This is a genomic window from Burkholderia sp. HI2761, from assembly GCF_002223355.1.
Taxonomy (GTDB): Bacteria; Pseudomonadota; Gammaproteobacteria; order Burkholderiales; family Burkholderiaceae; genus Burkholderia.
The window spans coordinates 1,394,912-1,420,001 of sequence record NZ_NKFN01000004.1; the positions used below are offsets into that span (position 1 = coordinate 1,394,912).

The 25,090-nt window shown below is 66.1% G+C and carries 24 protein-coding genes and 2 pseudogenes; 10 read left to right on the plus strand and 16 right to left on the minus strand.

What is annotated here, in order from left to right; translation table 11 throughout:
• Positions 1–32 precede the first annotated feature (32 nt).
• A complete protein-coding gene (locus CFB46_RS13290; RefSeq protein WP_027784549.1) occupies positions 33–1,625 on the minus strand; it encodes an ABC-F family ATPase in 1,593 nt (530 codons plus the stop codon).
• A gap of 162 nt (positions 1,626–1,787) precedes the next feature.
• Here CFB46_RS13290 and CFB46_RS13295 point away from each other — a divergent pair, with 162 nt between their 5' ends.
• Positions 1,788–2,240: a lipocalin-like domain-containing protein gene (locus CFB46_RS13295; protein ID WP_027784550.1), complete on the plus strand. Its 453-nt coding sequence runs from the start codon at positions 1,788–1,790 to the stop codon at positions 2,238–2,240.
• Positions 2,241–2,246: 6 nt separating this feature from the next.
• Here the strand turns inward: CFB46_RS13295 and CFB46_RS13300 are convergent, their stop codons facing one another.
• Entirely contained in the window at positions 2,247–4,553 is a 2,307-nt protein-coding gene (locus CFB46_RS13300; RefSeq protein WP_089500236.1) for an AsmA family protein, read from the minus strand.
• A gap of 152 nt (positions 4,554–4,705) precedes the next feature.
• Here CFB46_RS13300 and CFB46_RS13305 point away from each other — a divergent pair, with 152 nt between their 5' ends.
• Together CFB46_RS13305 and CFB46_RS13310 are read left to right on the plus strand one after the other, a co-directional pair.
• Complete coding sequence (locus CFB46_RS13305) at positions 4,706–5,407, plus strand: ABC transporter ATP-binding protein (protein ID WP_089500237.1); 702 nt, start codon at positions 4,706–4,708, stop codon at positions 5,405–5,407.
• On the plus strand, positions 5,404–6,207 hold the full coding sequence (locus CFB46_RS13310; protein WP_089500238.1) for an ABC transporter permease: 804 nt from the start codon (positions 5,404–5,406) through the stop codon (positions 6,205–6,207). Before CFB46_RS13305 ends, CFB46_RS13310 begins: the two co-directional genes overlap by 4 nt.
• Positions 6,208–6,470: 263 nt before the next feature.
• On the opposite strand, the gene CFB46_RS13315 is transcribed toward CFB46_RS13310, so the two are convergent.
• Positions 6,471–7,022, minus strand: coding sequence for a DUF6013 family protein (locus tag CFB46_RS13315; protein ID WP_027784554.1), 552 nt, complete (start codon positions 7,020–7,022; stop codon positions 6,471–6,473).
• Between the two features lie 155 nt (positions 7,023–7,177).
• Complete coding sequence (locus tag CFB46_RS13320) at positions 7,178–8,194, minus strand: zinc-binding alcohol dehydrogenase family protein (protein ID WP_089500239.1); 1,017 nt, start codon at positions 8,192–8,194, stop codon at positions 7,178–7,180.
• 124 nt (positions 8,195–8,318) lie between these two features.
• Here CFB46_RS13320 and CFB46_RS13325 point away from each other — a divergent pair, with 124 nt between their 5' ends.
• The gene (locus CFB46_RS13325) at positions 8,319–9,260 is read left to right on the plus strand and encodes a LysR family transcriptional regulator (protein ID WP_089500240.1); all 942 of its coding nucleotides are present in this window, start codon (positions 8,319–8,321) and stop codon (positions 9,258–9,260) included.
• Between the two features lie 200 nt (positions 9,261–9,460).
• Positions 9,461–10,306: a phosphoserine phosphatase SerB gene (gene serB / locus CFB46_RS13330; RefSeq protein ID WP_027784557.1), complete on the plus strand. Its 846-nt coding sequence runs from the start codon at positions 9,461–9,463 to the stop codon at positions 10,304–10,306.
• 87 nt (positions 10,307–10,393) lie between these two features.
• Here the strand turns inward: serB and CFB46_RS13335 are convergent, their stop codons facing one another.
• The 4 genes from CFB46_RS13335 to rimO form a co-directional block, all read right to left on the minus strand.
• A complete protein-coding gene (locus CFB46_RS13335) occupies positions 10,394–11,575 on the minus strand; it encodes a cystathionine beta-lyase (RefSeq protein WP_089500241.1) in 1,182 nt (393 codons plus the stop codon).
• Positions 11,576–11,688: 113 nt separating this feature from the next.
• Entirely contained in the window at positions 11,689–12,231 is a 543-nt protein-coding gene (locus CFB46_RS13340; RefSeq protein ID WP_089500242.1) for a hypothetical protein, read from the minus strand.
• A 119-nt stretch (positions 12,232–12,350) separates the two neighbouring features.
• Positions 12,351–13,277, minus strand: a complete 927-nt coding sequence (locus tag CFB46_RS13345) for a sugar kinase (RefSeq protein ID WP_089500243.1) — start codon at positions 13,275–13,277, stop codon at positions 12,351–12,353.
• Between the two features lie 3 nt (positions 13,278–13,280).
• Positions 13,281–14,642, minus strand: coding sequence for a 30S ribosomal protein S12 methylthiotransferase RimO (gene rimO, locus CFB46_RS13350; protein ID WP_027784561.1), 1,362 nt, complete (start codon positions 14,640–14,642; stop codon positions 13,281–13,283).
• A 658-nt stretch (positions 14,643–15,300) separates the two neighbouring features.
• Between rimO and CFB46_RS13360 the strand changes: the two are divergent.
• The 3 genes and pseudogenes from CFB46_RS13360 (at position 15,301) to CFB46_RS35890 (ending at position 16,793) form a co-directional block, all read left to right on the plus strand.
• Positions 15,301–15,597 (plus strand): annotated as a pseudogene (locus CFB46_RS13360) (type II toxin-antitoxin system RelE/ParE family toxin).
• A 3-nt stretch (positions 15,598–15,600) separates the two neighbouring features.
• Positions 15,601–15,885 carry an addiction module antidote protein gene (locus tag CFB46_RS13365; protein ID WP_089500244.1) on the plus strand — a complete coding sequence of 95 codons (285 nt, stop codon included), beginning with the start codon at positions 15,601–15,603 and terminating at the stop codon, positions 15,883–15,885.
• Between the two features lie 332 nt (positions 15,886–16,217).
• Complete coding sequence (locus CFB46_RS35890; RefSeq protein ID WP_179235047.1) at positions 16,218–16,793, plus strand: hypothetical protein; 576 nt, start codon at positions 16,218–16,220, stop codon at positions 16,791–16,793.
• Here CFB46_RS35890 and CFB46_RS36870 read toward each other — a convergent pair.
• Positions 16,718–17,077 carry a hypothetical protein gene (locus CFB46_RS36870; protein WP_373558190.1) on the minus strand — a complete coding sequence of 120 codons (360 nt, stop codon included), beginning with the start codon at positions 17,075–17,077 and terminating at the stop codon, positions 16,718–16,720. The genes CFB46_RS35890 and CFB46_RS36870 overlap by 76 nt on opposite strands.
• Between CFB46_RS36870 and CFB46_RS36425 the strand changes: the two genes are divergently transcribed.
• Entirely contained in the window at positions 17,006–17,218 is a 213-nt protein-coding gene (locus CFB46_RS36425) for a hypothetical protein (RefSeq protein ID WP_256980659.1), read from the plus strand. The two genes, CFB46_RS36870 and CFB46_RS36425, sit on opposite strands and share 72 nt — an antisense overlap.
• 50 nt (positions 17,219–17,268) lie before the next feature.
• Here the strand turns inward: CFB46_RS36425 and CFB46_RS36875 are convergent.
• Positions 17,269–17,595: pseudogene (locus CFB46_RS36875) on the minus strand (D-Ala-D-Ala carboxypeptidase family metallohydrolase); the annotation flags it as partial.
• Here CFB46_RS36875 and CFB46_RS13380 point away from each other — a divergent pair.
• Positions 17,546–17,800, plus strand: a complete 255-nt coding sequence (locus CFB46_RS13380; protein WP_027784562.1) for a hypothetical protein — start codon at positions 17,546–17,548, stop codon at positions 17,798–17,800. The pseudogene CFB46_RS36875 and the gene CFB46_RS13380 overlap by 50 nt on opposite strands.
• Before the next feature lie 147 nt (positions 17,801–17,947).
• Here CFB46_RS13380 and CFB46_RS13385 read toward each other — a convergent pair whose 3' ends face one another.
• The 6 genes from CFB46_RS13385 to pgeF form a co-directional block, all read right to left on the minus strand.
• A complete protein-coding gene (locus tag CFB46_RS13385; RefSeq protein ID WP_089500246.1) occupies positions 17,948–18,790 on the minus strand; it encodes a lysozyme inhibitor LprI family protein in 843 nt (280 codons plus the stop codon).
• A gap of 389 nt (positions 18,791–19,179) precedes the next feature.
• Positions 19,180–19,746: a polyhydroxyalkanoate synthesis repressor PhaR gene (gene phaR, locus CFB46_RS13390; RefSeq protein WP_089500247.1), complete on the minus strand. Its 567-nt coding sequence runs from the start codon at positions 19,744–19,746 to the stop codon at positions 19,180–19,182.
• A gap of 119 nt (positions 19,747–19,865) precedes the next feature.
• On the minus strand, positions 19,866–20,606 hold the full coding sequence (locus CFB46_RS13395; protein ID WP_027784565.1) for a 3-ketoacyl-ACP reductase: 741 nt from the start codon (positions 20,604–20,606) through the stop codon (positions 19,866–19,868).
• Positions 20,607–20,740: 134 nt separating this feature from the next.
• Positions 20,741–21,922 (minus strand): acetyl-CoA C-acetyltransferase, encoded by a 1,182-nt coding sequence (locus CFB46_RS13400; RefSeq protein ID WP_089500248.1) that lies wholly within the window; start codon positions 21,920–21,922, stop codon positions 20,741–20,743.
• A gap of 99 nt (positions 21,923–22,021) precedes the next feature.
• Complete coding sequence (gene phaC / locus CFB46_RS13405) at positions 22,022–23,884, minus strand: class I poly(R)-hydroxyalkanoic acid synthase (RefSeq protein ID WP_089500249.1); 1,863 nt, start codon at positions 23,882–23,884, stop codon at positions 22,022–22,024.
• Between the two features lie 360 nt (positions 23,885–24,244).
• On the minus strand, positions 24,245–25,084 hold the full coding sequence (gene pgeF, locus CFB46_RS13410; RefSeq protein ID WP_089500430.1) for a peptidoglycan editing factor PgeF: 840 nt from the start codon (positions 25,082–25,084) through the stop codon (positions 24,245–24,247).
• Positions 25,085–25,090 lie beyond the last annotated feature (6 nt).

The window sequence follows — 25,090 nt, forward strand, 5'->3', positions numbered from 1 at the left end:
TGGACCCACGACCGGACAAAACCTCAGGACACTTACTCCTGCCCCTGACTCGTCAGGAACTCCTCGTAATTCCCGCCGAAGTCGAACAGCGTGCCGTCCGTGCGCACTTCGATGATCCGGTTCGCCAGCCCGCTCACGAACTCGCGGTCGTGCGACACGAAAATCAGCGTGCCTTCGAACTGCTCGAGCGCGATCTGCAGCGACTCGATCGATTCCATGTCCATGTGGTTGGTCGGCTCGTCCATCAGCAGCACGTTGTGGCGGCCGAGCATCAGCTTGCCCCAGATCATGCGGCCCTTCTCGCCGCCCGACAGCACCTTCACCGACTTCTTGATGTCGTCCGACGAGAACAGCAGACGGCCCAGCGTGCCGCGCACCATCGTTTCGTCGTCGCCGTCCTTGCGGTACTGGTCGATCCAGTCCATCAGCGTGATGTCGTTCGGGAATTCCTCGTACGTGTCCTGCGGCATGTAGCCGACATTCGCGTTCTCGGACCACTTCACCGTGCCGTGATCGAGCGGCAGCGTGCCGAGCAGCGAGCGCAGCAGCGTCGTCTTGCCCGCGCCGTTCTCGCCGATGATCGCGATGCGCTCGCCCGGCTGCACCGACAGGTTGAAGTTCTGGAAGATCGTGCGATCGTACTTCTTCGTGATCTCTTCGGCGACCACCGCGACGTTGTGGAGCTTCTTCTCGAACTCGAAGCGGATGAACGGGTTCTGTCGCGACGACGGCTTGAATTCCTCGATCTTGATCTTGTCGATCTGCTTCGCGCGGCTGGTTGCCTGGCGCGCCTTCGACTTGTTCGCCGAGAAGCGGCGCACGAAATCCTGCAGTTCGGCCACGCGCTCCTTCGCACGTGCGTTCGCCGCGGCCTGGCGTTCGCGCGCCTGTGCCGATGCGAGCATGTAGTCGTCGTAGTTGCCCGGCCAGACCTTCAGCGTGCCGAAGTCCATGTCGGCCATGTGCGTGCACACCGAGTTCAGGAAGTGACGATCGTGCGAGATGATGATCATCGTCGAGTTGTACTCGTTGAGCGTATGCTCGAGCCAACGGATCGAGTTGATGTCGAGGTTGTTGGTCGGTTCGTCGAGCAGCAGCACGTCCGGCTTCGAGAACAGCGCCTGCGCGAGCAGCACGCGCAGCTTCCAGCCCGGCGCGACGTCGGCCATCGTGCCGTTGTGGAACTTCTCCTCGATGCCGATGCCGAGCAGCAGCGCGCCCGCGCGCGCTTCGGCGTCGTAGCCGCCGTATTCGGCGAACTTGCCTTCGAGCTCGGCCGCGTGCATGTAGTCGTCGTCGGTGGCTTCCGGGTTCGCGTAGATCGCGTCACGCTCGGTCATCGCGGCCCACATCTCGGTGTGGCCCATCATCACGACGTCGAGCACGCGCACGTCCTCGTACGCGAACTGGTCCTGGCGCAGCTTGCCGAGGCGCACGTTCGGCTCCAGCGCGACGTTGCCGCCGCTGGGCTCGAGGTCGCCGCCGAGGATCTTCATGAAGGTCGACTTGCCACAGCCGTTTGCGCCGATCAGACCGTAGCGGTTGCCCTCGCCGAATTTGACCGAGATATTCTCGAACAAGGGCTTCGGCCCGAATTGCATCGTGATGTTGGCAGTAGAAAGCACGGCAGGTCCCGTTAAGAGAGAAATCGACGGAAAACCGTGTATTTTAGCAGGTGTCGGCGAAACTGCCGATCGCACCGCCCCGGCAGCCCATTCCAGGCCCGCCGCCCGGCGGCCCGTCAACACGACGGCACGCGCTCCACCGCCGTCTTACCGGAATCCCGCATGCTCGCCAGCCAGCTTCGCGAACAACTCGTCGGCGCATGGCGCCTCGTGTCCTACGAAGTCCGTCCGTGCGACGGCGGCGCGGTCGCCTATCCGCTCGGCCGCGACGTGCGCGGCTGGATCCTCTATACGCCGGACGGCTACATGTCCGCCCAGCTCATGGCCGCCGGTCGGCCGCGCTACTCGAACGGCGACCTCCAGGGCGGCACCGACGACGAATGCGCGGCCGCCGCGCGCGGCTATATCGCCTACTCCGGCCCCTTCCGGGTCGCCGACGACGGCACGCTGACCCACGAAATGGACGTCAGCCTGTTCCCGAACTGGATCGGCAACGTCCAGCAGCGGGCCGTCATGCTCGACGGCGATCGCCTGCAGCTCGGCACCGTCGCGCCGGTGCGGATCGATGGCCGCGAAGGCAACCCCGTGCTGCTGTGGGCGCGCGCGGGCCGCTGACGCGCATTACTTGCCGGCCTTCCTGGCCGCCTTCTGCGCCGCCTGAGCCTTCATCTGCCCGAACAGTTCCGAGCACGGCACGTCGCGGTTGTTGCTCGGCGCGATCAGCGGGATCAGCGCCGCGAACGGGTTGATCAGCCCGAGCCCGATCATCGCGCCGGCGCGCAGCGCGAGCGCGCCCGCATCGACGCCGACCTTCGGGTTCTTGAACGTGCCCTTCGCATACAACGGCGAGCGCAGCGAGAAGATCCGGAAGCCCTTCGTGTGCGGATGGATCTTCAGGTCGAGCGATTCGTCGCGCAGGTTGACCGGGCCGTCGACGTTGATGAGCGCATCGTCGGTATCGAGCGCGAAGACCTTCGGATCGAGCATGCCGTCGGTCGCCACGAAATCGATTGCCGCACAATTGATGTTGACGTCGCGGTTGCCGAACAGCTTCTCGTAGACGACGTTCGCGACGTTCAACCCCGCAGCCTCCATCAGCAAGCGGCTGATGCGGCCATTGGTGATCAGCGCCTTCACTTCGCCGGTGGACGTGGCCGCGAGCGCGGCCGGCGAATTGCCGGTTGCCGACAGCGACGCGTCGCCGTTGATTTCGCCGAACGCCGTCTGCATCACCTTCTGCGTCGGGAACAGCTGCTTGAGTTTCAGATGCCGCGCGGCCAGCGTGAAGCGGCCCTTGAGTGGCGTGCGGCTACCGTCGAGACGCGCGTTCGTCGCGAGCGTGCCGCCCGCGACGCCGAACTGCAGCGGCTCGAGCGACAGCACGCCGTCCTGCAGCAGGATGTGCGTGTACAGGTTGCTGATCGGCAACTGCGCGCTCTTGATCAGCTTGCGGCCGGTGAACTTCACGTCCGCATCGATCGCGCTCCAGCGTTCGGTACGGAACGTCTCCACCGGCAGCACGCGGTCCGGCGGCTGGCGCGTCGTGTCGCCGCGCTTGGCCTTGCTTGCGGCCGTATCGGCGCCGATCACCGGCGCGAGATCGGAGAACTGCAGCAGGTTCGACACGAGTTCGCCCGACAGCTTCGGCCGCGGCTCGCGCTGCGCCCACGTGAGCGTGCCGCCGAGATCGCTGCCGCCGACGCGGCCGTTGAAGTTCTCGTAGCGGAAGGTGCTCGCATGCGGCTTGAAGTTGCCGATCAGGCGCCCTTCGGTCGCGTAAGGCGGCGTATCGGGCAGCGTGATGCCGGTGAGCTGGTAAAGGTGCGACATCGACGTGCCCTGCAGCCACAACCGCAGGTCGAGCGACGCAAGATGCATCGGATCGGTCAGCGTGCCGACGATCGCGAGCCGCGTATCGCCGGCCTTCACGTCCGCCTGCAGCGGGAACGGCCGCGACGTATCCTGGATCGCGAGCACGCCGCCGACCTTGCCGGTGCCGTTGATCGGCACGTTCTTGTAGCGGCCGCCGACCTTCAACCCGAAGGCATAGGTCGGGCCGGACGGCTTCGCGGGCGCCGCGGCCCCGCTCGCGCCGGACGCGGCAGTGGCCGCCGGCGCGGAACGTTCGGATGAAGCGGACGAAGCGGATGAACCCGACGAACCGGAAGCCGCCGACGCAACGACACTCGCGGCCGACGCGCCCGAGGCCGCGGCCGCACTCGCCCCCGACGCGCTCGACGCGGCTTCCGCATCGGCCTTGGCACCCAGTTGTGCGGCGCCATGCTTGCCGACGCGCTGCGCCGACGCCGCACGCGACGTCTGCTCCTGTTCCTTCAGCACGTCGCCGAGCGGGATCGGCTGGCCGAGCGTATCGATCGCGACGGTCAGGTCGGCCTTCGTGATCGCGTCGCGATACGTGACGGTGCCTTTCGCGAAACCGAAGCTGTCGAGCCGCACCTTCCACCGCGACGGCTGCGACGATTGCTTGAACTGGAAGGTCCACGTATTGCTGCCGTCCGCGCGCCGCTCCAGATCGACGGCCGGATTCACGACGTCGATCGACGGGATGACGATTTCATGCGCGAGCAGCGGCAGGATCGCGAGATCGAAGTGCGCGGCATCGAGCGTCACGAACTTGGGCGCCTTCGCCCAGTCGGGATTGCCGATCTCGAGCTGCGTGGCCGAGAAGCTCGGCCAGGGCACCCACGCGCGCCAGCCGGTCTCGCCATCGGGGCGACGCCAGCCGACCTTGAGATCGCCGTTGATCGCGAACGGACGGCCGAGTGCGGTACTCACCTGTTCGTTGACCCACGGCTTCGCGCGATTCCAGTCGAACGTGAAGAGAAAGACGCCGGCCGCCGCGATGAGCACCGCGACGATACCGACGATCCATGCAGCCGATTTGCCGATGGCTCGGGTTAGCGTCATGGCGGTTCCGTTGTTGTTCTGAAGCGTTGCCGCACCATGCCGGTCCGCTTGCGTGGACGAACGGCGCACGACAACGGCGGCTTTTCAATCGGTATTATGACGCACGACATGGCGGCCTTCCGGCGCCATTAACGCTTTTTTTCATTTGTGACATGACATCCCCCACCGGCCTCATCGAAGCGCAGCACATCACGCGGCGCGATGCCAGCAGCGGCAAGACGCTGCTCGCCCCGACCGATTTCAGCCTCGCCGCGGGATCGAGAATTGCTGTGACGGGCCCGTCCGGGTCGGGCAAGAGCGTGCTGCTGCGCGCGCTCGCGTTGCTCGATCCGCTCGACGGCGGCCGCCTCCTGTGGCGCGGCCGCGGGATCCGGCGCAGTATGATTCCGCGCTACCGGCGCAGCGTCGCCTATGTCCGCCAGCGCCCCGCCCAGATGGACGGCACCGTCGAGTCCCAGCTGCGCTACCCGTACTCGCTCGCGATCTATCGCGACGTCGCGTTCGATCGCGCGCGCGCCGAAGCGCTCGCCGCGCAGGCCGGCCGCGGCGCCGACTTTCTCGACAAGCGCGCGAGCGACCTGTCCGGCGGCGAGGCGCAGATTACCGCGCTGCTGCGCGTGCTGCAGCTCGATCCCGACGTGCTGCTGCTCGACGAGCCCACCTCCGCGCTCGATCCCGAATCGGCGCGCGCGATCGAAGCGCTCGTCGGGGCGTGGTTCGACGCGGCGCCCGACGCACGCGCCTACATGTGGATCTCGCACGATCCGGCCCAGGCCGCGCGGATCGGCGCGATGCGGCTCGTGATGCAGGCCGGCGTATTGCGTGCGGCCAACTCGACGGAGGCTGTGCAATGAGCCCCGCCCTGCAGGACCTGAGCCTCGTCGACGTCGGCATCGCCGCCGCGCTCGTCGCCGTCAACGGCGCGATCTCGGCGGCGCTGTCGCTCGGCCTCGGCCGCAAGCTCTCGCTCGCGGCGGTGCGCACCGTCGTGCAGTTGCTCGCGATCGGTTACGTGCTCGGCTGGGTGTTCGGCCATCCGCACTGGTACGTCGTGCTGCCGCTCACCGCGCTGATGACGCTGATCGCCGGTTTCGCCGGCGCGGGGCGCGGCAAGCGCACGTACCGCGGCCAGCGCATCGACAGCATCGCGTCGATCTGGTTCAGCAGCTGGTTCGTCGCGGCGGTCGGCCTGTTCGTCGTGATCCGTATCCATCCGTGGTTCGCGCCGCAGTACGCGATCCCGATCCTCGGCATGATTCTCGGCAATACGCTGACGGGCGTCTCGCTCGGTGTCGAGCGGATGATGGAAGAGCTCACGGCGCGCCGCGATCGCGTCGAAACCGCGCTCGCGCTCGGCGCGACGCGCTGGGAAGCCGCGCAGGACGCCGCGCGCCAGGCCGTGCGTGCGGGCATGCTGCCGACGCTGAACCAGATGGCGGTGGTCGGCGTCGTGAGCCTGCCGGGGATGATGACGGGCCAGGTGCTGGCCGGCCAGTCGCCGCTGCAGGCCGTGCGTTACCAGATCGTGATCATGTTCCTGATCGCCGCGGCGTCCGCGCTCGGCACCGTCGGCGCGGTGCTGATGACCTATCGCCGGCTGTTCTCGGCCGATCACCGCTTTCTCGCGTCGCGGCTCGAGGAGCGCACGCACTGACGCGGCGGCAGCGCGCGCATGCGAAGTTTCATCGGGATGTCATGAGCGGAAGGACAGGATGCGGGCGAGCATGACGTGACATCCGCATGACGTCACGCATCGCGGTTGCACGGCCGTGGCGCCGTACTGCGGGGCACGCAGCGGACGCCTTACGACGGCGACACGGCACGGCGTGCTCGCCGTGCTCGCGTGCCGCCCTGCCCGCTCCCCGCCAATCGAACCGGTTGCGCGCGCACCGGACGAAACGCCGGCCCGCGCACCGCTCAATGCTTGATCGACACCGTCACCTTGGTGCCGTCGCTCATCGTCACGGACTTCGACCCGCCGTTGGTCGGAACCGACACCCACTTCACCTGGCTCACCGACACGACGTCCGGACATTGCAGCGACTTGCCGCCGGCCGTCACGCTGCGCGTGCCCTTCGGCGCGGCCGCCTGAAAGCTCAACTGCACGTTGGCGACACCCTTTGCATCGACCGACGGTGCGAGCCGCACCTGGGTCTGCCGCACCATCGCGCCGTTTGCGTCGCGCGGCAGATTGCCGGCGTTCGGACAGCCGTCCGGCATCGCGACCGCACCGCTCGGCGGCACCGACTTCCAGTTGAAATCGTCCGTCTCGCCCGAGCGGATCTTGCGGGTTTCCTGCGTATTGCCGAAGGTCTTCGAGTCGACCTTGACGGTGTATTCGAGCTGTCCCGTCCCGCCGCCCTTCAGGCTGCCCTTGACCGGCGGCGCCGCGAATACGCTCGCGCTGACGCACGCCGCCGCGAACACGACCGACCACGATGCGGCGACCGATAAGCTGCGTTGGCTCATGCTGACCTCCTTGTAATGCGGCGGCACGCGCGTGCCGCGCGGTTTTCGATGCATGATGCGCTGCCAGTCTACCGCCAAGCGGGATGCAATGCGCCGCAAACGCATCGGGTGTTACCCCGCTTGCGTTCGCGGCGCCGCAACCTTACGCGCTGCCCTCAGAAGCCGCTCAACACCAGCTTGCCGATCGCGCGTCCGCCCTCGAGCATCTGGTGCGCGCGCCGCACGTTCTCGGCATTGATCGTGCCGAGCTGTTCGCCGAGCGTCGTGCGCAGCGTGCCGCCGTCGACGAGCCGCGCCACCTCGCTCAGGATCTTGTGCTGCTCGATCATGTCCGGCGTCTCGAACATCGCACGCGTGAACATGAACTCCCAGTGAAACGCGGCGCTCTTCGCCTTCAGCAATTCGACCGGCACCGGCTTCGCGTTCTCGACGATCGTGCAAATGCCGCCCTGCGGCCGGATGACTTCCGCGGCAGCCGGGAAATGATGGTCGGTATCGTTGAAGATCAGCACGTAGTCCACGGCCGGATGGCCGGCCTCGCGCAATTGCGCCGGCAGATCGCCGAAATGGTCGACCACCGCATCCGCGCCCAGCGCACGCACCCATTCGGCCGACGCCGGCCGCGACGCGGTCGCGATCACCTGCAGCTTGCCGAGCGTCTTCGCGAGCTGGATCGCAATCGAGCCCACGCCGCCCGCGCCGCCGATGATCAGCACCGACTTGCCGGCGTCCGCGCCCTGCGGCGACACGCGCAACCGGTCGAACAGCGCTTCCCACGCGGTCAGCGCGGTGAGCGGCAGCGCGGCCGCCGCCGCGAAGTCGAGCGTGCGCGGCTTCAGCGCGGCGATCCGCTCGTCGACCGCGTGGAATTCGCTGTTCGCGCCGGGCCGCGTGATGCTGCCCGCGTAGAACACTTCGTCGCCGGGCCGGAACAGCGTGACCTCGGCGCCGACCGCGACGACCGTGCCGGCCGCATCCCAGCCGAGCACGCGCGGCGTCTCCTCGATCTGCGGCTTCGGCGCACGCACCTTGGTGTCGACCGGGTTCACGGAAATCGCGTCGACCTTCACGAGCAGATCGCGCGGGCCCGGCACGGGCTGCGGCAGTTCGACGTCGAGCAACGCTTGCGGGTCGTCGATCGGCAGATAACGGGTCAATCCAACGGCTTTCATCTCGATACTCCTTTCAGGGAATCCGGCAGGCTGCGGCGCAACCTCCATGCGTGCCATCGTAGGCGCCCCGATCATTCGAGAAAACCGCTATATTTCCTGAAACATTTTCAGGAATTTCAGAATAATGAGGTCCGAACCAATTTCGGCGCCCGACAAGCCGCTCGACCTGCTCGACGTCGCGCTGTTCGTGCGCGCGGCACTGCTCGCGAACGTCAGCGCCGCCGGGCGCGAATTCGGCGTGTCGGCCGCCGTCGCCAGCGCGCGCATCGCGCAGCTCGAACGCCAGCTCGGCGCGCGGCTGCTGCACCGCACCACGCGCCGCATCAGCCTCACGCAGGATGGCGAAGTCTTCATGGCGCGCGCCGACGCGCTGCTGGCGGCCGCCGATGCCGCGCGCGCATCGGTCGGCCACGGCCGCAGCGAGCCGTACGGGCGGCTGAAGGTGTCGATGTCGTCGTCGTTCGGCCGCCAGCACGTCGCGCCGGTGATTCCGGCGTTCCTGCGCCGCTACCCGTCCGTGTCGCTCGATCTGCGGCTGTCCGACGAGATCGTCGATCTGGTCGACGACGGCTACGACGTCGCGATCCGCCTCGGCGCGCTGAAGGATTCGACGCTCGTCGCCCGCAAGCTCGCCATCAATCGCCGCGTGCTGTGCTGCTCGCCCGCCTATCTCGCCGAACGCGGCACGCCGCGCCATCCGGCCGACCTGACGCAGCACGAATGCGTGATCCTCGGCGACCAGCGCGACTGGTCGTTCGCGACGCCGCAGGGCCCGTTCACGGTGCGGGTCGGCGGGCGGCTCGTCGCGAGCAACGGCGAGGCGATCCGCGAAGCGCTCGTCGACGGCTTCGGGATCGCGATCAAGTCGACCTGGGACGTCGGTCCGCTGCTCGCCAGCGGCGCGCTCGTCACCGTGCTCGACGACTACCCGTTCGCCGAGGACGTCGCGATCTGGGCCGTTTATCCGAGCCGCGCGCACGTGCCGCTGAAAACGCTCGCGTTCATCGCGTTCCTGGCCGAGCATTTCGGCGATCCGCCGTACTGGGACCGAGCGGACGGGCGATAGCGGCGGCGTTCGATTCGCGCAGCGGGCGTGCCGGTTCGAGTCCGGCCTCAGGATTCGTACCTGCCGCGATCGCCCGTCCCGGCCAACCGGCTACAATGGCGCGTTCGCGACGCAATGGCCTGCAGCCGCACGGGGCCCGCGTTCGCAAGCGGCCGCCCGTGGGCCGCGCGCGTCATTCATTCGTCTTCCTACCACTCGTCATGACCCACAATCTCGTCATCCAGAGTCTTTCGCCGCTGTCGGACGCCCATCACAAACCGCTGCTCGCGCTGTCGCGCGGCACCCGCATCGTGCAGACCGACGATCACGCGCTGCGCGTCGAAAACGCGAGCCCGGCGCAGCGCCTCGACATCGACGCATACTGCGGCACGCATGCGCTCGACTTCGGCTTCGTCGAGGCCGGTCTCTCGCTCGGCGATTTCGGGCTCGCGGTGATGGACATGGATTCGACGCTGATCACGATCGAATGCATCGACGAGATCGCCGATTTCTGCGGACTGAAAACGCAGGTCGCCGAGATCACCGAAGCGGCGATGCGCGGCGAGATCCGCGATTTCAACGAAAGCCTCACGCGCCGCGTCGCGCTGCTGGCCGGGCTCGACGCGCACGCGCTCGAACGCGTGTACGAGGAACGGCTGCAACTGTCGCCGGGTGCCGAGACGATGCTGGCCGGCGTGAAGGCCGCCGGCATGAAGACGCTGCTCGTGTCGGGCGGCTTCACGTTCTTCACCGAGCGGCTGAAAGCCCGCCTCGGTATCGACTACGCGCATGCGAACACGCTCGAGATCGTCGACGGCAAGCTCACCGGCAAGGTGCTCGGCGAGATCGTCAACGCCGACGTGAAGGCGCGCCTGCTGCGCGAGACGTGCGCGTCGCTCGGCCTCGAGCCGCGCCGTGCGATCGCGATGGGCGACGGCTCGAACGACCTGAAGATGATGGCCGAAGCCGGGCTGTCGGTTGCGTTCCACGCGAAGCCCGTCGTGCGCGACGCGGCGACGGTCGCGTTCGACCATGTCGGCCTCGACGGGCTGCTGCGGCTGTTCTGATCCCGCCGCACCCTCAATGAAAAACGCCGGCGCGATAAGGCATCGCGCCGGCGTTTCATTTTTGTGCCGGACGTTGCCGGCCGGCGATCAGCCGAGTGCGGCCTGCATCGCGCGCTCGATGTCCGCGCGCAAATCGGCTTCTTCTTCCAGACCGACGTAGAAACGCACCAGCGTGCCGCGATGCGGCCAGTCCGGACGCATCGACGCGACGTCGTAAGGCATCGCGAGGCTGCATGCGCCGCCCCAGCTCCAGCCGATCGCGAACAGCTCGAGCGACTCGACGAAACGGTCGACCTGCTCCGCGCTGTAGCGTGCGTCGAACACCACCGAGAACAGCCCGCCCGCGCCGGTGAAATCGCGCATGAACGACGCGTGCCCCGGGCAGTCGGCGATCTGCGGATGCAGCACCGCCGCGATCTCCGGCCGCGCCTTCAGCCATTGCGCGAGCGCGAGCGCGCTCTTGCCGTGCGCGTCGAAGCGCACCTGCATGCTCGGCAGACTGCGCAGCACGAGCGAGCAATCGTCGACCGACACGCCGATCCCGCAGCGCATCCGCGCGAGCTTCAGCTTCGCGTGAAGTTCCGCGTTCGCGGTGATCGTCGCGCCCATCAGCACGTCGCTGCCGCCCGACTGGTACTTGGTCAGCGCCTGCACCGAAATGTCGATGCCGTGCTCGAACGGCTTGAACGCGAGGCCCGCCGAATAGGTGTTGTCGATCGCGGTGACGATGCCGCGCGCCTTCGCGGCCGCGGTGATCGCCTGCACGTCGGGCACTTCCATCGTCACCGAGCCGGGCGCCTCGATCCAGATCAGACGCGTGTTCGGCTGGATCAGATCGGCGATGCCGGCGCCGATCAACGGATCGTAAAAACGCACGACGATGCCGAAATCGTTCGCGAGCCAGTTGCCGAAATCGGCGTTCGGGCCGTACACGTTATGCGGAATCAGCACGTCGTCACCTGCTTTCACGAGCCCGAAGTAGACGTTCATGATCGCCGCGAGGCCCGACGGCTGCAGCAGCGCGTGCGTGCCGCCCTCGATCTCGGCGAGCCGCTGCGCGAGCGCGAGCGACGTCGGCGTCGCGTGCAGCCCGTAGCGCCACTGGTTGTCGTCGTGCCAGACCAGCGCGCGCATCGTCGCGAGATCGGGGAACACGACCGTCGACGCGCGCGCGACCGGCGGCACGAACGAACGGAAGCCTTCGGGAACGACGTCGTCGGGTTGCACGATGCGGGTTTGCAGCGCGCGCTTGGAAGTGGATGCAGTCATGACTGGAGGCCGGGCACGAGGCCGTTCGGTTGCGGAATATGTCGCTAGAGTAGCCAAAATCGGCGCGCTTGGCCCGGTACAATGCGCGCCGCGCGCACCGAGCCAGCACGCACTCAGTCGTCGGTACGCAGGTTGACGACGCCGCCCACCGTCTCGATTTCGCGCACGCGGCCGTCGCGCACCTGCAGCGCCGCGCGCTTGCCCGGCGCCAGACGCAGCACGACCGGCTGCGGATCCGATTCGTCCGAATTCATCCGGTCGGCCTTCAGGTCGCCCGTCGCGTCGAAACGGCCGATCCACACACCGGTGATGTTCGTGCCATCGTTCGACTCCTCGATCTCGAGCGTATCGCCGTCGCGGTCGCCCGCGAGCAGCACGACCTCGCCCGTGTCGGCGAACTGGTATTCGCCGTGCACGCCTTCCTCGTCCGTCTTGGGGCCGAGATGCACCACGATCGGCCGATCGCCGAGCGTGCCTTCGTAGCGCGGCAGACGGGCGAACTCGGGATTCGGCTTCAGCGGCCGCGCCGGCGCCGGTTCATCCTGCTGCACGCCGGGTGCAACCGCCTGCGCCGCGACCACCGTCGGCATCGCGATGCCCGCTGCGAGCGCGCCCGCGACGACGAGCGCTCGTTGCCATTCCGAATATCGACCCACCTTGTGTTGCTCCTTGCTTCAGATTCGCCCGACCATCGCGGACCCTGCCGGGTCGAGACCCGGCGCTTGCGTCACCGCGCAAGCCTGCGCCGTGAATGCGTCGGCGTGCGCGTTTCGCGTCAGCCCTGCATCAGGCTTTCCACCGCATCGCGGCGCGGAATCGGCGCGACCGCGCCGTAACCGGTCGTCGACAGCGCCGCCGCCGCGTTCGCATAACGCGCGGCCGCGAACGGATCGTCGCCCGCGACGATCCGCGCGACGAACGCGCCGCCGAAGCAGTCGCCCGCGCCGGTCGCGTCGACGGCATCGACCGCGAAGCCCGGCACGACGCGCCGCTCGTGCGGCGTCGCGACATACGCGCCTTCCTTGCCGAGCTTCAGCGCGACGACCTGCGGGCCGTGTTCGAGCATCGCGTCGACGATCGCGTCGCGATCGTTCGCGCCCGTGAGCGCCGTGACGTCGTCCCAGCTCGGCAGGCAGATGTCCGTCTGGCGCAGCGCCTCGCGCATCACTGCACGGGCACGCGGCAGCGGCCACAGCTTCAGGCGCAGGTTCGTGTCGAAGCTGACCTTCGCGCCGTTGCGACGCGCGTGGTCGATCGCCGCGAATGCCGCGTCGCACGCGGACGTGCTGATCGCAAGACTGATGCCCGACAGGTGCACGGCCTTCGCGGCCGCCAGCGCGTCGAGCGGCAGGTCGCCCGTCGCATAGCGGCTCGCGGCCGACCCCGCGCGCAGATAGTCGAACTGGTGGCCGCCGACGCCGTGCGTGACGAAATACACGCCGGTCGGCGCCGTGCGGTCGATTCGCACGTACGTCGTGTCGACCTGCTCCGCCGCCCACATGTCGGCCAGCAGGCGGCCGAACGGATCATCGCCGATCGCCGATACGAAGCCCGTCGATGCGCCCTGGCGCGCCGCCGCGATGCAGAAATTCGACGTGTCGCCGCCGAAGCCCTGCAGGAATTCAGGGCGCCCCGGCTGCGACTGGTTGAATTCGATCATCGCCTCGCCGAGCGCGAGGATCTCCGGAAATGCAGCGGTCATCGCTTACACCTCGCCCCACAGATCGTGGCCGTCGGCGCCCGTGATCTTCACGGACACGAAATCGCCGACCTTGTAGCGCTTCGATGCCTTCGCCGCCGGCTCGACATAGACGACGCCGTCGATCTCCGGCGCATCGGCTGCCGTACGGCCGATGCCGCCCTCTGCGCCGACTTCGTCGATCAGCACCTTGAGCGTCTTGCCGACCTTGCGCTGCATGCGGTTCGCCGACACTTCCTCGGCCACTTCCATGAAGCGCGCACGACGTTCCTCGCGGACCTCGTCCGGCAGCGCGCCGTCCAGGTCGTTCGCGGTCGCGCCTTCGACCGGCGAATACGCGAAACAGCCGACGCGATCGAGTTCCGCTTCGCGGACGAAGTCGAGCAGCGTTTCGAACTGTTCTTCCGTCTCGCCGGGGAAGCCCGCGATGAACGTGCTGCGGATCGTCAGGTCGGGGCAGATCTCGCGCCACTTCTGCACGCGCTCGAGCACCTTCTCGGCGTTCGCCGGACGCTTCATGCGCTTGAGCACTTCCGGGTGCGCGTGCTGGAACGGCACGTCGAGATACGGCAGCACGTGGCCCTTGAACGGACCTTCGGCCATCAGCGGAATCACTTCGTCGACGCTCGGATACGGATACACGTAGTGCAGGCGCACCCAGGCGCCGTACTGCGCGGCGAGTTCGCCCAGCGCGGCGACCAGGTCGGTCATGCGCGTCTTGATCGGCTTGCCGTTCCAGAAGCCCGTGCGGTACTTCACGTCGACGCCGTATGCGCTCGTGTCCTGCGAGATCACGAGCAGTTCCTTCACGCCCGACTTGAACAGGTTCTCTGCTTCCAGCATCACTTCGGCGACCGGGCGCGACACGAGGTCGCCGCGCATCGACGGGATGATGCAGAACGTGCAACGGTGGTTGCAGCCTTCGGAGATCTTCAGGTATGCGTAGTGACGCGGCGTGAGCTTGATGCCGGCCGCGGGCACGAGGTCGACGAAGGGATCGTGCGGCTTCGGCAGGTGCGAATGCACGGCCTGCATCACTTCGCCCACCGCGTGCGGGCCGGTGACGGCGAGCACCTTCGGGTGGACTTCCTCGATCAGGTTCGAGCCGCTCGCGCTCGACTTCGCGCCGAGGCAGCCGGTGACGATCACCTTGCCGTTCTCGGTCAGCGCTTCGCCGATCGCGTCGAGGCTTTCCTGCACGGCTTCGTCGATGAAGCCGCAGGTGTTCACGACGACGAGGTCGGCGCCGTCGTAGGTGCCGGAGATTTCATAACCTTCGGCGCGCAGTTGCGTGATGATCTGTTCGGAATCGACGAGCGCTTTCGGGCAGCCGAGGGATACGAACCCTACTTTGGGGGATTGAGACATCTGGAATGTGGGGGCCTGGCAGCAAAAGCGTGAGTTTACAGCGATTTAGGGGCGGCGAGCCAAAATGAGCGAGCGGCGGCTCGCGTCGATCGGCGGTTCGAGTATGCGGCGCGATGGGCAATCGACAAGGACAGGGAGCTTGATGCGTCCCTTTCACTCCGGGACGAGGGATTGTCTGCTTACCATCAACGGCACGTCAGCAGGAGCGCGCAGCATGTTTCTGCGCGTGGTCGCGGACGGTCAGGTGCCAGCCGGCTCTGTGCGGGTTGCTGACGGCTTGATGGATTGAGCCGGATCGCGCCTGCAAGCTCAGGCGCGGCACGCCCAGATCGGGAACGCCGGAATCCAGCGACGGCCGCGAGCACAACCGCGAGCGCTTCAAAGCTCAGTCGATGGACTCCTCTCGTTTACAGCCTGCTGGTGACGATCCGCGCGCATGAAGAATCGGACACGAAGAGCAAGCGCGTTAAGGCGGCAATCCGCCGACAATGCCAGGGCTGAATCGCCGGTATGTGACGAGCGCCGATCCGCATCAGGAAGGATGCTCATTGGGCGGCCGCCCAGGTCAACCCAAGAGGCGCAGCACGACGCCATCGAGAACGAATCTGCCCCGTTGATCCGCTTGCGAATTTGTACCCAATTGGGTACATTTCTTCGCATGATTACTTTGCTGCGTTCCGACGAATTTAACGACTGGCTTGCCAGCCTCCGCGACCAACGCGGCAAGGCCCGGATCACTGCCCGACTGGTCAGCGCGCAACTCGGCAACTTCGGCGAGTACCGTGTGCTCGACGAAGGCGTCTGGGAAATGAAGATCGATTTCGGGCCGGGCTAGCGGGTCTATTACGTTCGACAAGGCGAAGTCGTCTACTTCCTTCTGTGCGGCGGCGACAAGTCGACGCAGAAGAAGGACATCAAGCGCGCGGTGCAGATGGCGCGCGAACTGAAGGAGTAACCCATGACCAACTACACCGAATTCGATGCGGCCGACTACCTCGACAACGACGAGGCGATCGCGGAATTCCTCGCCGTTGCAGCCGAAGATCCGAATCCCGACGTGTTCCTCGCGGCCGTTGCGGCCGTCGCGCGAGCGCGCGGCATGACGAAGGTTGCGGCGGCCGCCGGCGTCGGTCGCGTCGCGCTGCACAAGGCGCTGACGCCAGGGGCGCATCCGCGCTACGAAACCGTGCAGAAGATCTTGCGTTCGCTCGGCCTGCGAATGAGTTTCACCGTCGCGCATTGATCCCACGAAAAGACGAGCGATGCGCTTATCGTGTTTGTTAACACCACTCGCCGGAGGTGTCACATCTGCGTGAGTAGTAGTGCTTGATAAGGCTCAATATTCCGACCAATCCTATCGGAAATAGAGCTGTACATCGCTACTATTACCCCATGATCGAAAACCGTAAGAAAAATCGACTGATCGGCGAGTTCGGTCTCTTTGTGCAGCAGCATGGCCGAAAAGCCCAGCGGCGCTGCCCCCGAATGATCGACAGTACTGTCACCGACTCGTAAAGAAATTGAAGCGCCTTTTTGCCGATCGAGCTATCCGCCCTACTTGCTGGCGACGGAAACATGGAATCGGAAGTCACCGAAATCAATCGTGTATGGTCTGCCGTCTATGCGCATCCAGCTTGGTCTGTAAAGCAAGGGCACGGTAGCTTCCTTACTATCGAATTTGGACAACCAGAACTGCAAATTCGAGAGCCGATGGACGCCCGACCGGAAGCCTCTCCAAAGGTCCGCGAGAGCCTAGCCCGGAGACTCGTAACCGTAACGGGCAACTGGCACCTGTGGATCTACTGTTGCAAATGGGTAATCTCAGCGAATGGCACTGACATCGCGCGCAGCGAGTCGTCGGACAGTGTTATCGCTTTGGCGACGCAAAAAATCGATGGCCAAAAGATACTGTCAGTCACACAGGGGGCGAGCCCCGGATCATGGGTATTTAGTTTTGACTTGGGTGGAGAAATACGAACGCACCCTTACAATGAAGATCCGCTGGTAGAACAATGGTATCTGTTTGAGCGCGAATCCGGCAAAGTCCTTGCAGTACGAGCAGACGATCGATTCTCCTACGAGCACGGCAACATCGCCCCAGATAATAAAATATGGAATCCGATCGATAAGAACGCACGATGTTCAAGATGAACGACTAACTGTTCCCTCTGCTGCCCCCCGGTTCGGGAGCACGACCAATGAAGCGCTACGCTGCCGCCTCGAGGACCGACTGCCCGAGGATGCCGATCGCCGACGCTACCCCCAACAACCAACGTGGCTGGGCGACAGTTCCTTGAACATGATAAGAATCCCCCGGCGCTGGTCGACAACCCCGCACCGAGGATCATTCGGCCGAGCAGCAGGTGAAGCGTGAGCCTATCGCCACCGACCAACAGCTTTCCCATCCCAATCACGGCGCCGATGGAGATGAGCATCAACAGTTCTTTGTCGTGGTCGTTCAACTGCATCTCTTCCTCCTACGACGACAGGCCCGTCGGATAGACCGTACGCTGAGCGAGCGGGCCGTTATCACCCGCCGCCTCGGCTTCACGACATCGGCCGCGACGCTGACGTGAACTAAGCGGTCGAACTCGTTGATGAACTGGTCGAACGGAAGATCGGACGCCGCAATACGGCGCGCAACCTCACGCGGCGCGCCGCACATCGAACAGCCGAAGTCGGTCGCACGTCCCGTGAGGTAATCGCTGTTCAGCACCCCGCCGACGGCGCAACTCAGCGCCGGGCCGCGGTATCCCAACGTGATAGTGACCGCGTTTGCGCCGAGCAGGGCGCGAACGACACCACTGCCCCGACCCGTCGAACAAGAATCGACACGAATTCGAGCACCCGCTATGCGAAAATGCGGCATCCGCTCTCTCCAATCGATACCCAACGGGGCCCGCATGACCACCCACATCACGATCGAATTCACCGAGCACGCCGCGGAAACCATCGGCGAGCAAACCAGCACCAGTTTTTCCTACGATCAAGGTGCGCACGTGCCGCAACCTGGCGATTTCGTCGAGCTCGAGAATTCGCATCAGACTTTTCTCGTGATCGGCCGCGTGTTTTCGCTCAAAGCGAACTACAGCGCCGTCAAGCTCGTGCTCGACCTTCCTCCGTCGGACGACGATCAGGATTTCGGTTCGGCGCACTGAGCAGCGACGGAACGCGTCGCGCTCATCCGCACCGCCGACCGTTGCGCGTCGCGCAACGCGGCTGCGCCAGCCCGCGGCGCCGCAGGCCAGCCTTAGCCCGTCGATTCGAACGCCAGGCCGTGTCCGAACAACCCGAAACGCTGCGCGTCAGTGCGCATCCGGAAACACCGGCGCCTTCAGACACCGATCGAACCACGCGGCATCGCTGCCACCTCCTAGCGGCCACAACTCCGCGTCGAGTTGCGGCAGGCCGGTCACCGGCACCGGCGTACGGTTCTCGCCACCGGACGCCGCGGCACGCACCCATCCCGCCTGCGCGCTGTCGCCGTCGCATGCATGCGCGCCTTGCGCTTCGCAGAACGCCACCGGATGCACCTTCCCGCCGTCGGCCGCGCTCACCAGGCGGTACTGATAGACCGCGCCGGTCGCCCAGTCCTCGCTCTGGCTGCACACCCGTGCGTGATGCTGCACATGAATCGCGCCGAAACACGCATAGGAAACGCGCGCGCCGCTCGCATCGTCGGGGATGAAATCGCAGTTTGCATCGAAGCCGGCCAGCGGGCCGCCGCTGTATTTCGCGAGCCACTGCCGCTCGGCCAGTGCGCGCCCGATCAGCCCTTCACCCGATCGGTCGGCCAGCACCGCGGTGCGCCGATCGAAGGCCTTGCGCACTTCGTCGACGGCCAGCCGATGGCCGTCGTAATCGGTATCGAGCCGTTTGTTGCGCGCGTCGAGCCAGCGGCGCTGGCTACGCACCAGCATGTCGCGGACGGCGGTATCCGGCGCGGCCTGCAGCGCGCCCGCATAGGCCGTGTTCAACCGCGCATCGGCCGCGCGCAGCGCGGGGCTCGCGCAAATGCGCTTCTCGATCGGCTGGACGGCTTTCGCGCAATCCATCGCAAAGCCCGGCACGGCCAGGCCGACACCCATCGTGAACATCGCAGCAAGACCGGCCAGCCTGCCGGTCGATGCCGTTCGAATCCGTCGCATGCTCTCTCTCAGTCGGTTTGTTTTTCTCGGCCGCCCGCATCGACGCGGCATCGCACATCTCGCCATGCATGGCACCCGCCAGCGCATTTCGCGCAGCGCCGCTCATGGTACGACAGGCAAGCGCCCGCGCGGGCACGAGCGCGCACCATCACGCGCGGTGCGGCGCGGCTTTCATTCGTATGGACTGGATCTCGATCGACTGGACAACGGCAATGCCCGCGCACACGGGGCACGGGCATTCGGTGCCGACGATCCTGAACGACCGTCGGCGATCTTTCGGCAGGCGGCGGCGCATCGTCGTCCGAATGCACGACGGCGACCGGCCGCCCCGCTTCGCGGCGCCGACGCCCGACGGCTCGCGCCGCCCCGGCCGGCCTGCCGCGAATCCGTTACTTCTTTTCGGGCTCCGATGCGCCCGGCTGCTTGAACGGGAACGTGCTGAACATCGACTTCGCCTGGTTCTGCATCTGCTCCTGCATCTGCACGAACATGTTCTTCGACTGCTCGATGTAGCTCGTCATCATCCCTTGCATCATCGGCGCCTGCATGTTCATGAACTGCGACCAGACTTCCGGATTCATCGCGTTACCTTCGTAGAGGTTCTTCGATTGATCGGTGAGCTTGTTCTGGATGTCGATGAATGCCTGGATATTCTTTTCCAGGTACGTGCCCATCATGCCCTGCATCGCATGACCGTAGAAACGGATGATCTGCGACAGCATCGACGACGAGAACATCGGCACGCCACCGCTCTCCTCCTCGAGGATGATCTGCAGGAGGATGCTGCGCGTCAGGTCTTCGCTGGATTTCGCGTCGACGACCTTGAAATCCTCCTGCTCGAGCACGAGCTGCTTCACGTCGGTGAGCGTAATGTACGTGCTTGTCTCGGTATCGTAGAGCCGGCGGTTCGGGTACTTCTTGATGAGCCGTTCGGCCGTCTTCTTTGTAGTAGTCATGTAACGCCTTTGAGTGCAGCGTAGCGCAAGTGACGAATCCCCGCCGCCCGAATCCGGGAGGCGGGGGCCTTCGGAAAACGTCCGGCTGCGCGGCCACCCGGCCCGCGCAGCCCGGACGCTCAGCCCATGTGCAGGCCGCCGTTCAGCGAGAAGTCGGCGCCCGTCGCGAAGCCGGAATCGTTCGACGCGAGCCACGCGACGATCGAGCCGATTTCCTCCGGCCCGCCGAGACGCCGCACCGGAATCGTCGCGACGATCTTCTCGAGCACGTCGGGGCGGATCGCCTTCACCATGTCGGTGCCGATGTAGCCCGGCGACACGGTGTTGACCGTCACGCCCTTCGTCGCGACTTCCTGCGCGAGCGACATCGTGAAGCCGTGAATGCCGGCCTTCGCGGTCGAGTAGTTCGTCTGGCCGAATTGCCCCTTCTGGCCGTTCACCGACGAAATGTTGATGATGCGGCCCCAGCCACGTTCGACCATCCCGTCGATCACCTGCTTCGTCACGTTGAACAGGCTCGTCAGGTTGGTGTCGATCACGGCGGTCCAGTCTTCGTGCGTCATCTTGCGGAACACGACGTCGCGCGTGATGCCCGCGTTGTTGACCAGCACGTCGATCTCGCCGACTTCCGCCTTGACCTTGTCGAACGCTTCCTTGGTCGAGTCCCAGTCGCCGACGTTGCCTTCCGACGCGATGAAGTCGTACCCGAGCGCCTTCTGCTCCTCGAGCCATTTCACCCGGCGCGGCGAGTTCGGGCCGCAACCTGCGACCACCTTGAAGCCGTCTTTCGACAGGCGCTGGCAGATGCTGGTGCCGATGCCGCCCATCCCGCCCGTTACGTACGCAATTCGCTGAGACATAAATCTCACTCCATTTTTTGGTTTCGAGAGCTGCCGAAGGCCCCCTCTGACTTCACGTGACGCCGGCCGAAGCCGCAATCGGCCGGCGCACGGATTCGGTTCGCCAGTGGCGAACGGCGGTTACGGACAGCCGGTTACGGACGTTCGACCGCGAGCGCGACACCCATCCCGCCGCCGATGCACAGCGACGCCAGCCCGCGCTTCGCATCGCGCTTGACCATCTCGTGCAGCAGCGTCACCAGAATCCGGCAGCCCGATGCCCCGATCGGGTGCCCGATCGCGATCGCCCCGCCGTTCACGTTCACCTTCGACGTGTCCCAGCCCATCTGCTTGTGCACCGCCAGCGCCTGCGCCGCGAACGCTTCGTTGATTTCCATCAGGTCCAGGTCGCCCGGCGTCCAGCCCGCGCGCTCCAGTGCACGGCGCGACGCCGGCACCGGGCCCATGCCCATCACGCTCGGGTCCACGCCCGCGTTCGCGTATGCCTTGATTCGCGCGAGCGGCGTCAGGCCCAGCGCCGCCGCCTTCTGCGCCGACATCACCAGCACCGCCGCCGCGCCGTCGTTCAGCCCCGACGCGTTCGCCGCCGTCACCGAGCCGTCCTTCGAGAACGCCGGCTTCAGCCCCGCCAGCGACTCCGCCGTCACGCCGTGACGCACGAACTCGTCGGTCGCGAACTGCAGCGGCTCGCCCTTGCGTTGCGGGATCGACACCGGCACGATCTCGTCGGCGAAGCGCCCGGCCTTCTGCGCGGCTTCCGCCTTGTTCTGCGACAGCGCCGCGAACGCGTCCTGCTCTCCGCGCGTAATCCCGTATTCCTTCGCGACGTTCTCCGCCGTGATGCCCATGTGGTACTGGTTGTACACGTCCCACAGCCCGTCGACGATCATCGTGTCGACCAGCTTCGCGTCGCCCATCCGGAACCCGTCGCGCGAGCCCGGCAGCACGTGCGGCGATGCGCTCATGTTCTCCTGGCCGCCCGCGATCACGATCTCGGCATCGCCCGCGACGATCGCGTTCGCCGCCAGCATCACAGCCTTCAGGCCCGAGCCGCACACCTTGTTGATCGTCATCCCCGGCACCGCGCTCGGCAGCCCCGCCTTGATCAGCGACTGCCGCGCCGGGTTCTGCCCGGAGCCTGCCGTCAGCACCTGGCCCATGATCACTTCGCTGACCTGCTCGGGCTTCACGCCCGCACGCTCCAGCACTGCGCGGATCACCGTCGCGCCCAGTTCGGGCGCCGCGATCTTCGCCAGCGAGCCGCCGAATTTGCCGACCGCGGTCCGTGCGGCCGATACGATCACTACATCCGTCATTTCCCTGTCCTCCAGGCCCGCACGACACGGCGCATCGTTACCGACCCTGTTAAAAAAACTGCGGTGCGCCGGACAGCGTGCGCCGCTGTCCGGTTTTCGTCAATCGCGCTGCAACACGTAGCGCCCGGGCGCCGGCTCGATCACCGGGAATTGCGCGGAACCCGGCTGGGCCGGCGGCGCGACCTTGCGGCCGCCGTACGCGTCGAGCCACTCGACCCACGTCGTCCACCAGCTTCCCGGCTGCTCGGTCGCCGCGGCGAACCAGTCGTCCGCGGATTCGGGCAGCTCGTCGTTGACCCAGTAGCTGCGCTTTTTCTTCGCCGGCGGATTGATCACGCCCGCGATGTGCCCCGACGCGCCGAGCACGAACTTCAGCGGGCCCGAGAGGATCGACGTCGATGCGTAGGCCGTCTGCCACGGCACGATGTGATCCTCGCGCGAACCGTAGATGAAGGTCGGCACGTCGACCAGCGACAGGTCGACCGACTCGCCACACACGGTCAGCGCACCCGGCTCGCGCAGCTTGTTTTCGAGATAGGTATGGCGCAGATACCACGCGTACATCGGGCCCGGCAGGCTCGTCGAATCGCTGTTCCAGTACAGCAGGTCGAACGGCGCGGGCGTACGGCCCTTCAGGTAGTTGTCGACGACGTAGTTCCACACGAGATCGTTCGGCCGCAGGAACGAGAACGTGTTCGCGAACTCGACGCCGCGCATCAGCCCCGGTTGCGTACCGGTCTTGCCGCCGATGGTCTGCTCGCGCATCTGCACGTGCGCCTCGTCGACGAACACGTCGAGGATGCCCGTGTCGGTGAAGTCGAGCATCGCGGTGAGCAGCGTCATCGACGCGGCCGGGTGCTCGCCGCGCGCGGCGAGCACCGCGAGCGCGGTCGCGAGCATCGTGCCGCCGACGCAGAAGCCGAGCGTGTTGATCTGCTCGCGGCCGCTGACCTGCTGCACGGCGTCGATCGCCGCGAGCAGCCCTTCGTTCATGTAGTCGTCCCACGTCTTGTGCGCGACCGATGCATCCGCGTTGCGCCACGACACGAGGAACACCTGATGGCCGTTCGACAGCGCGTGCGCGACGAGCGAATTCTCGGGTTGCAGGTCGAGGATGTAGAACTTGTTGATGCACGGCGGGACGATCAGCAGCGGCCGCTCGAACACCTTGTCCGTCTTCGGCGTGTACTGGATCAGCTGGATCAGGTCGTTCTCGTACACGACCGCGCCTTCGGTACATCCGAGGTTCTTGCCGACCACGAACTGCGATTCGTCGGTCTGCGAAATCTTGCCGCGCTGCAGGTCGCCGAGCAGGTTCATCATCCCCTGCCGCAGGCTTTCGCCCTGCGTTTCGAGAATCGATTTCTGTGCGTCGGGATTGAGTGCGAGGAAATTGCTCGGCGCGGCGGCGGCCGTCCATTGCTGGACCGTGAAACGGATACGCTCGCGCGTCTTCGGATCGGTCTGAAGCGCGTCGGCCAGCTCCTGCAGATAGCGCGCGTTGAGCAGATACCAGGCGGCCGCGAAGGCATGCGCGGGCGATGACTTCCACGCGTCGCCGCTGAAGCGGCGGTCTTTCAACTCCGGCGACTCGAGCTTCGCGGCGGCCGCCTGCTGCATCAGCGTCATGCAATCGCGCGCGTAGTCGGCCTGCAATGCCTGGAGCCGTTCCGGCGGAATCGCGGCGACCGGCAGCTTCAGCCCCGCGAACGGCGACGCCATCGCGCCGAGGTCGGGCATCGACGGCATCTGGAACGGAAACGACGTCGGGAACTGGAATGTCGCGAACGGGTTGACGGAGGCCGATGCCGTCGCGGCGCGCGCCGGGTCGGCAAAACCGCGCCACGCGTTCAACCACGACTCGAACATCTGCTGCATCGGCTGGGCGGCCGGATCGAAACCGGGACTGCCCGCGGAAGTGCCCGCATGAGCGGACGTCGACGAATTTTTCGATGCTGTCATTACCTGCCTTACCGGTGATTCGTGAGCGTCAATCGTGAAATCCTGCTCGCGCGCGGCGCGCCGGCTGCGAGCCGGGCCGTCATGCTCTGGAGAGGCGTCTCCAGATTCTGCCGCAGTGCGGTATTTTTATCATTATCGTTTTCCCCATGTGAAGCGTCCGGTCAAACCACTGAACATTTCCGCACGGAGATAATCCGCGCACGACAGACGGGACAAGGGTTTCGGTGAAACATAAAACATTTTGCTTGACTTGACCTCGGGATTTTTCATTCAGTCGCGCATGCACCGCCGCATTGCCGCGCCAATATCGAGATAACCCGATTTCGCGGCGCAACAAAGCCGGCGCGCATGCGCATGCGATCAATCGGCCAGCCAGATTGCCGCGGCCATGCGGCCCGTCACGCGGTCGCGCCGATACGAATAGAAACGTGCGCGTTCGGCGACCGTGCAGGCCGTCCCGCCGCTCACGTGCACCACGCCCGCACGCGCGAGTCGCAGCCGCGCGAGCGCGTACAGATCGGCAAGAAACTTGCCGGGTGCGCCGTCGATCGCGACGAACGCATGACGGGTTTCATCATGCTCCGACTGCGGAGCCGTGTCGAGAAACGCGTCGCGCACATCGACGCCGACCTCGAACGCCTGCGGGCCGATCGCAGGCCCGAGATACGCATGCAGCGTGTCCCTCGCGCCGCCCGCGAGCGCCGCGACGCGCGCGGCCGTCTGCTCGACGATGCCGGCCGCGAGCCCGCGCCAGCCCGCATGCGCGGCGCCGACCGCGCGGCCCTGCGCGTCGCACAGCAGCACGGGCAGGCAATCGGCCACCATCACCACGCAGACGGCGCCGGCCTGATCCGTGACGCTCGCGTCGGCCTGCACCGGCGCCGTGGCGGCAGGCGCCGCGGCGATCACCTCGTCCGCCCGGACGATCCGCGCGCCGTGAACCTGCTCGAGCCATGCGGCGCTCGACTGGCCAGCGAGGGCGAGCACGCGTGCACGATTGACGGCGACATGGTCGGGATCGTCACCGGTATGCAGGCCGAGATTCATCCCACCCGGCAGCGCGGCGCCATCCTGCCAGCGCCCGTACGGGCCTTCGCTCACACCGCCGTCGCGCGTCGTGATCAGCGCGCGCACGCGCGGCGACACCCGCCAGTCGGGTCGTACGCAGTCCTGCCACGTCAACGGCGCCAGGTTCGTCATCGGCAC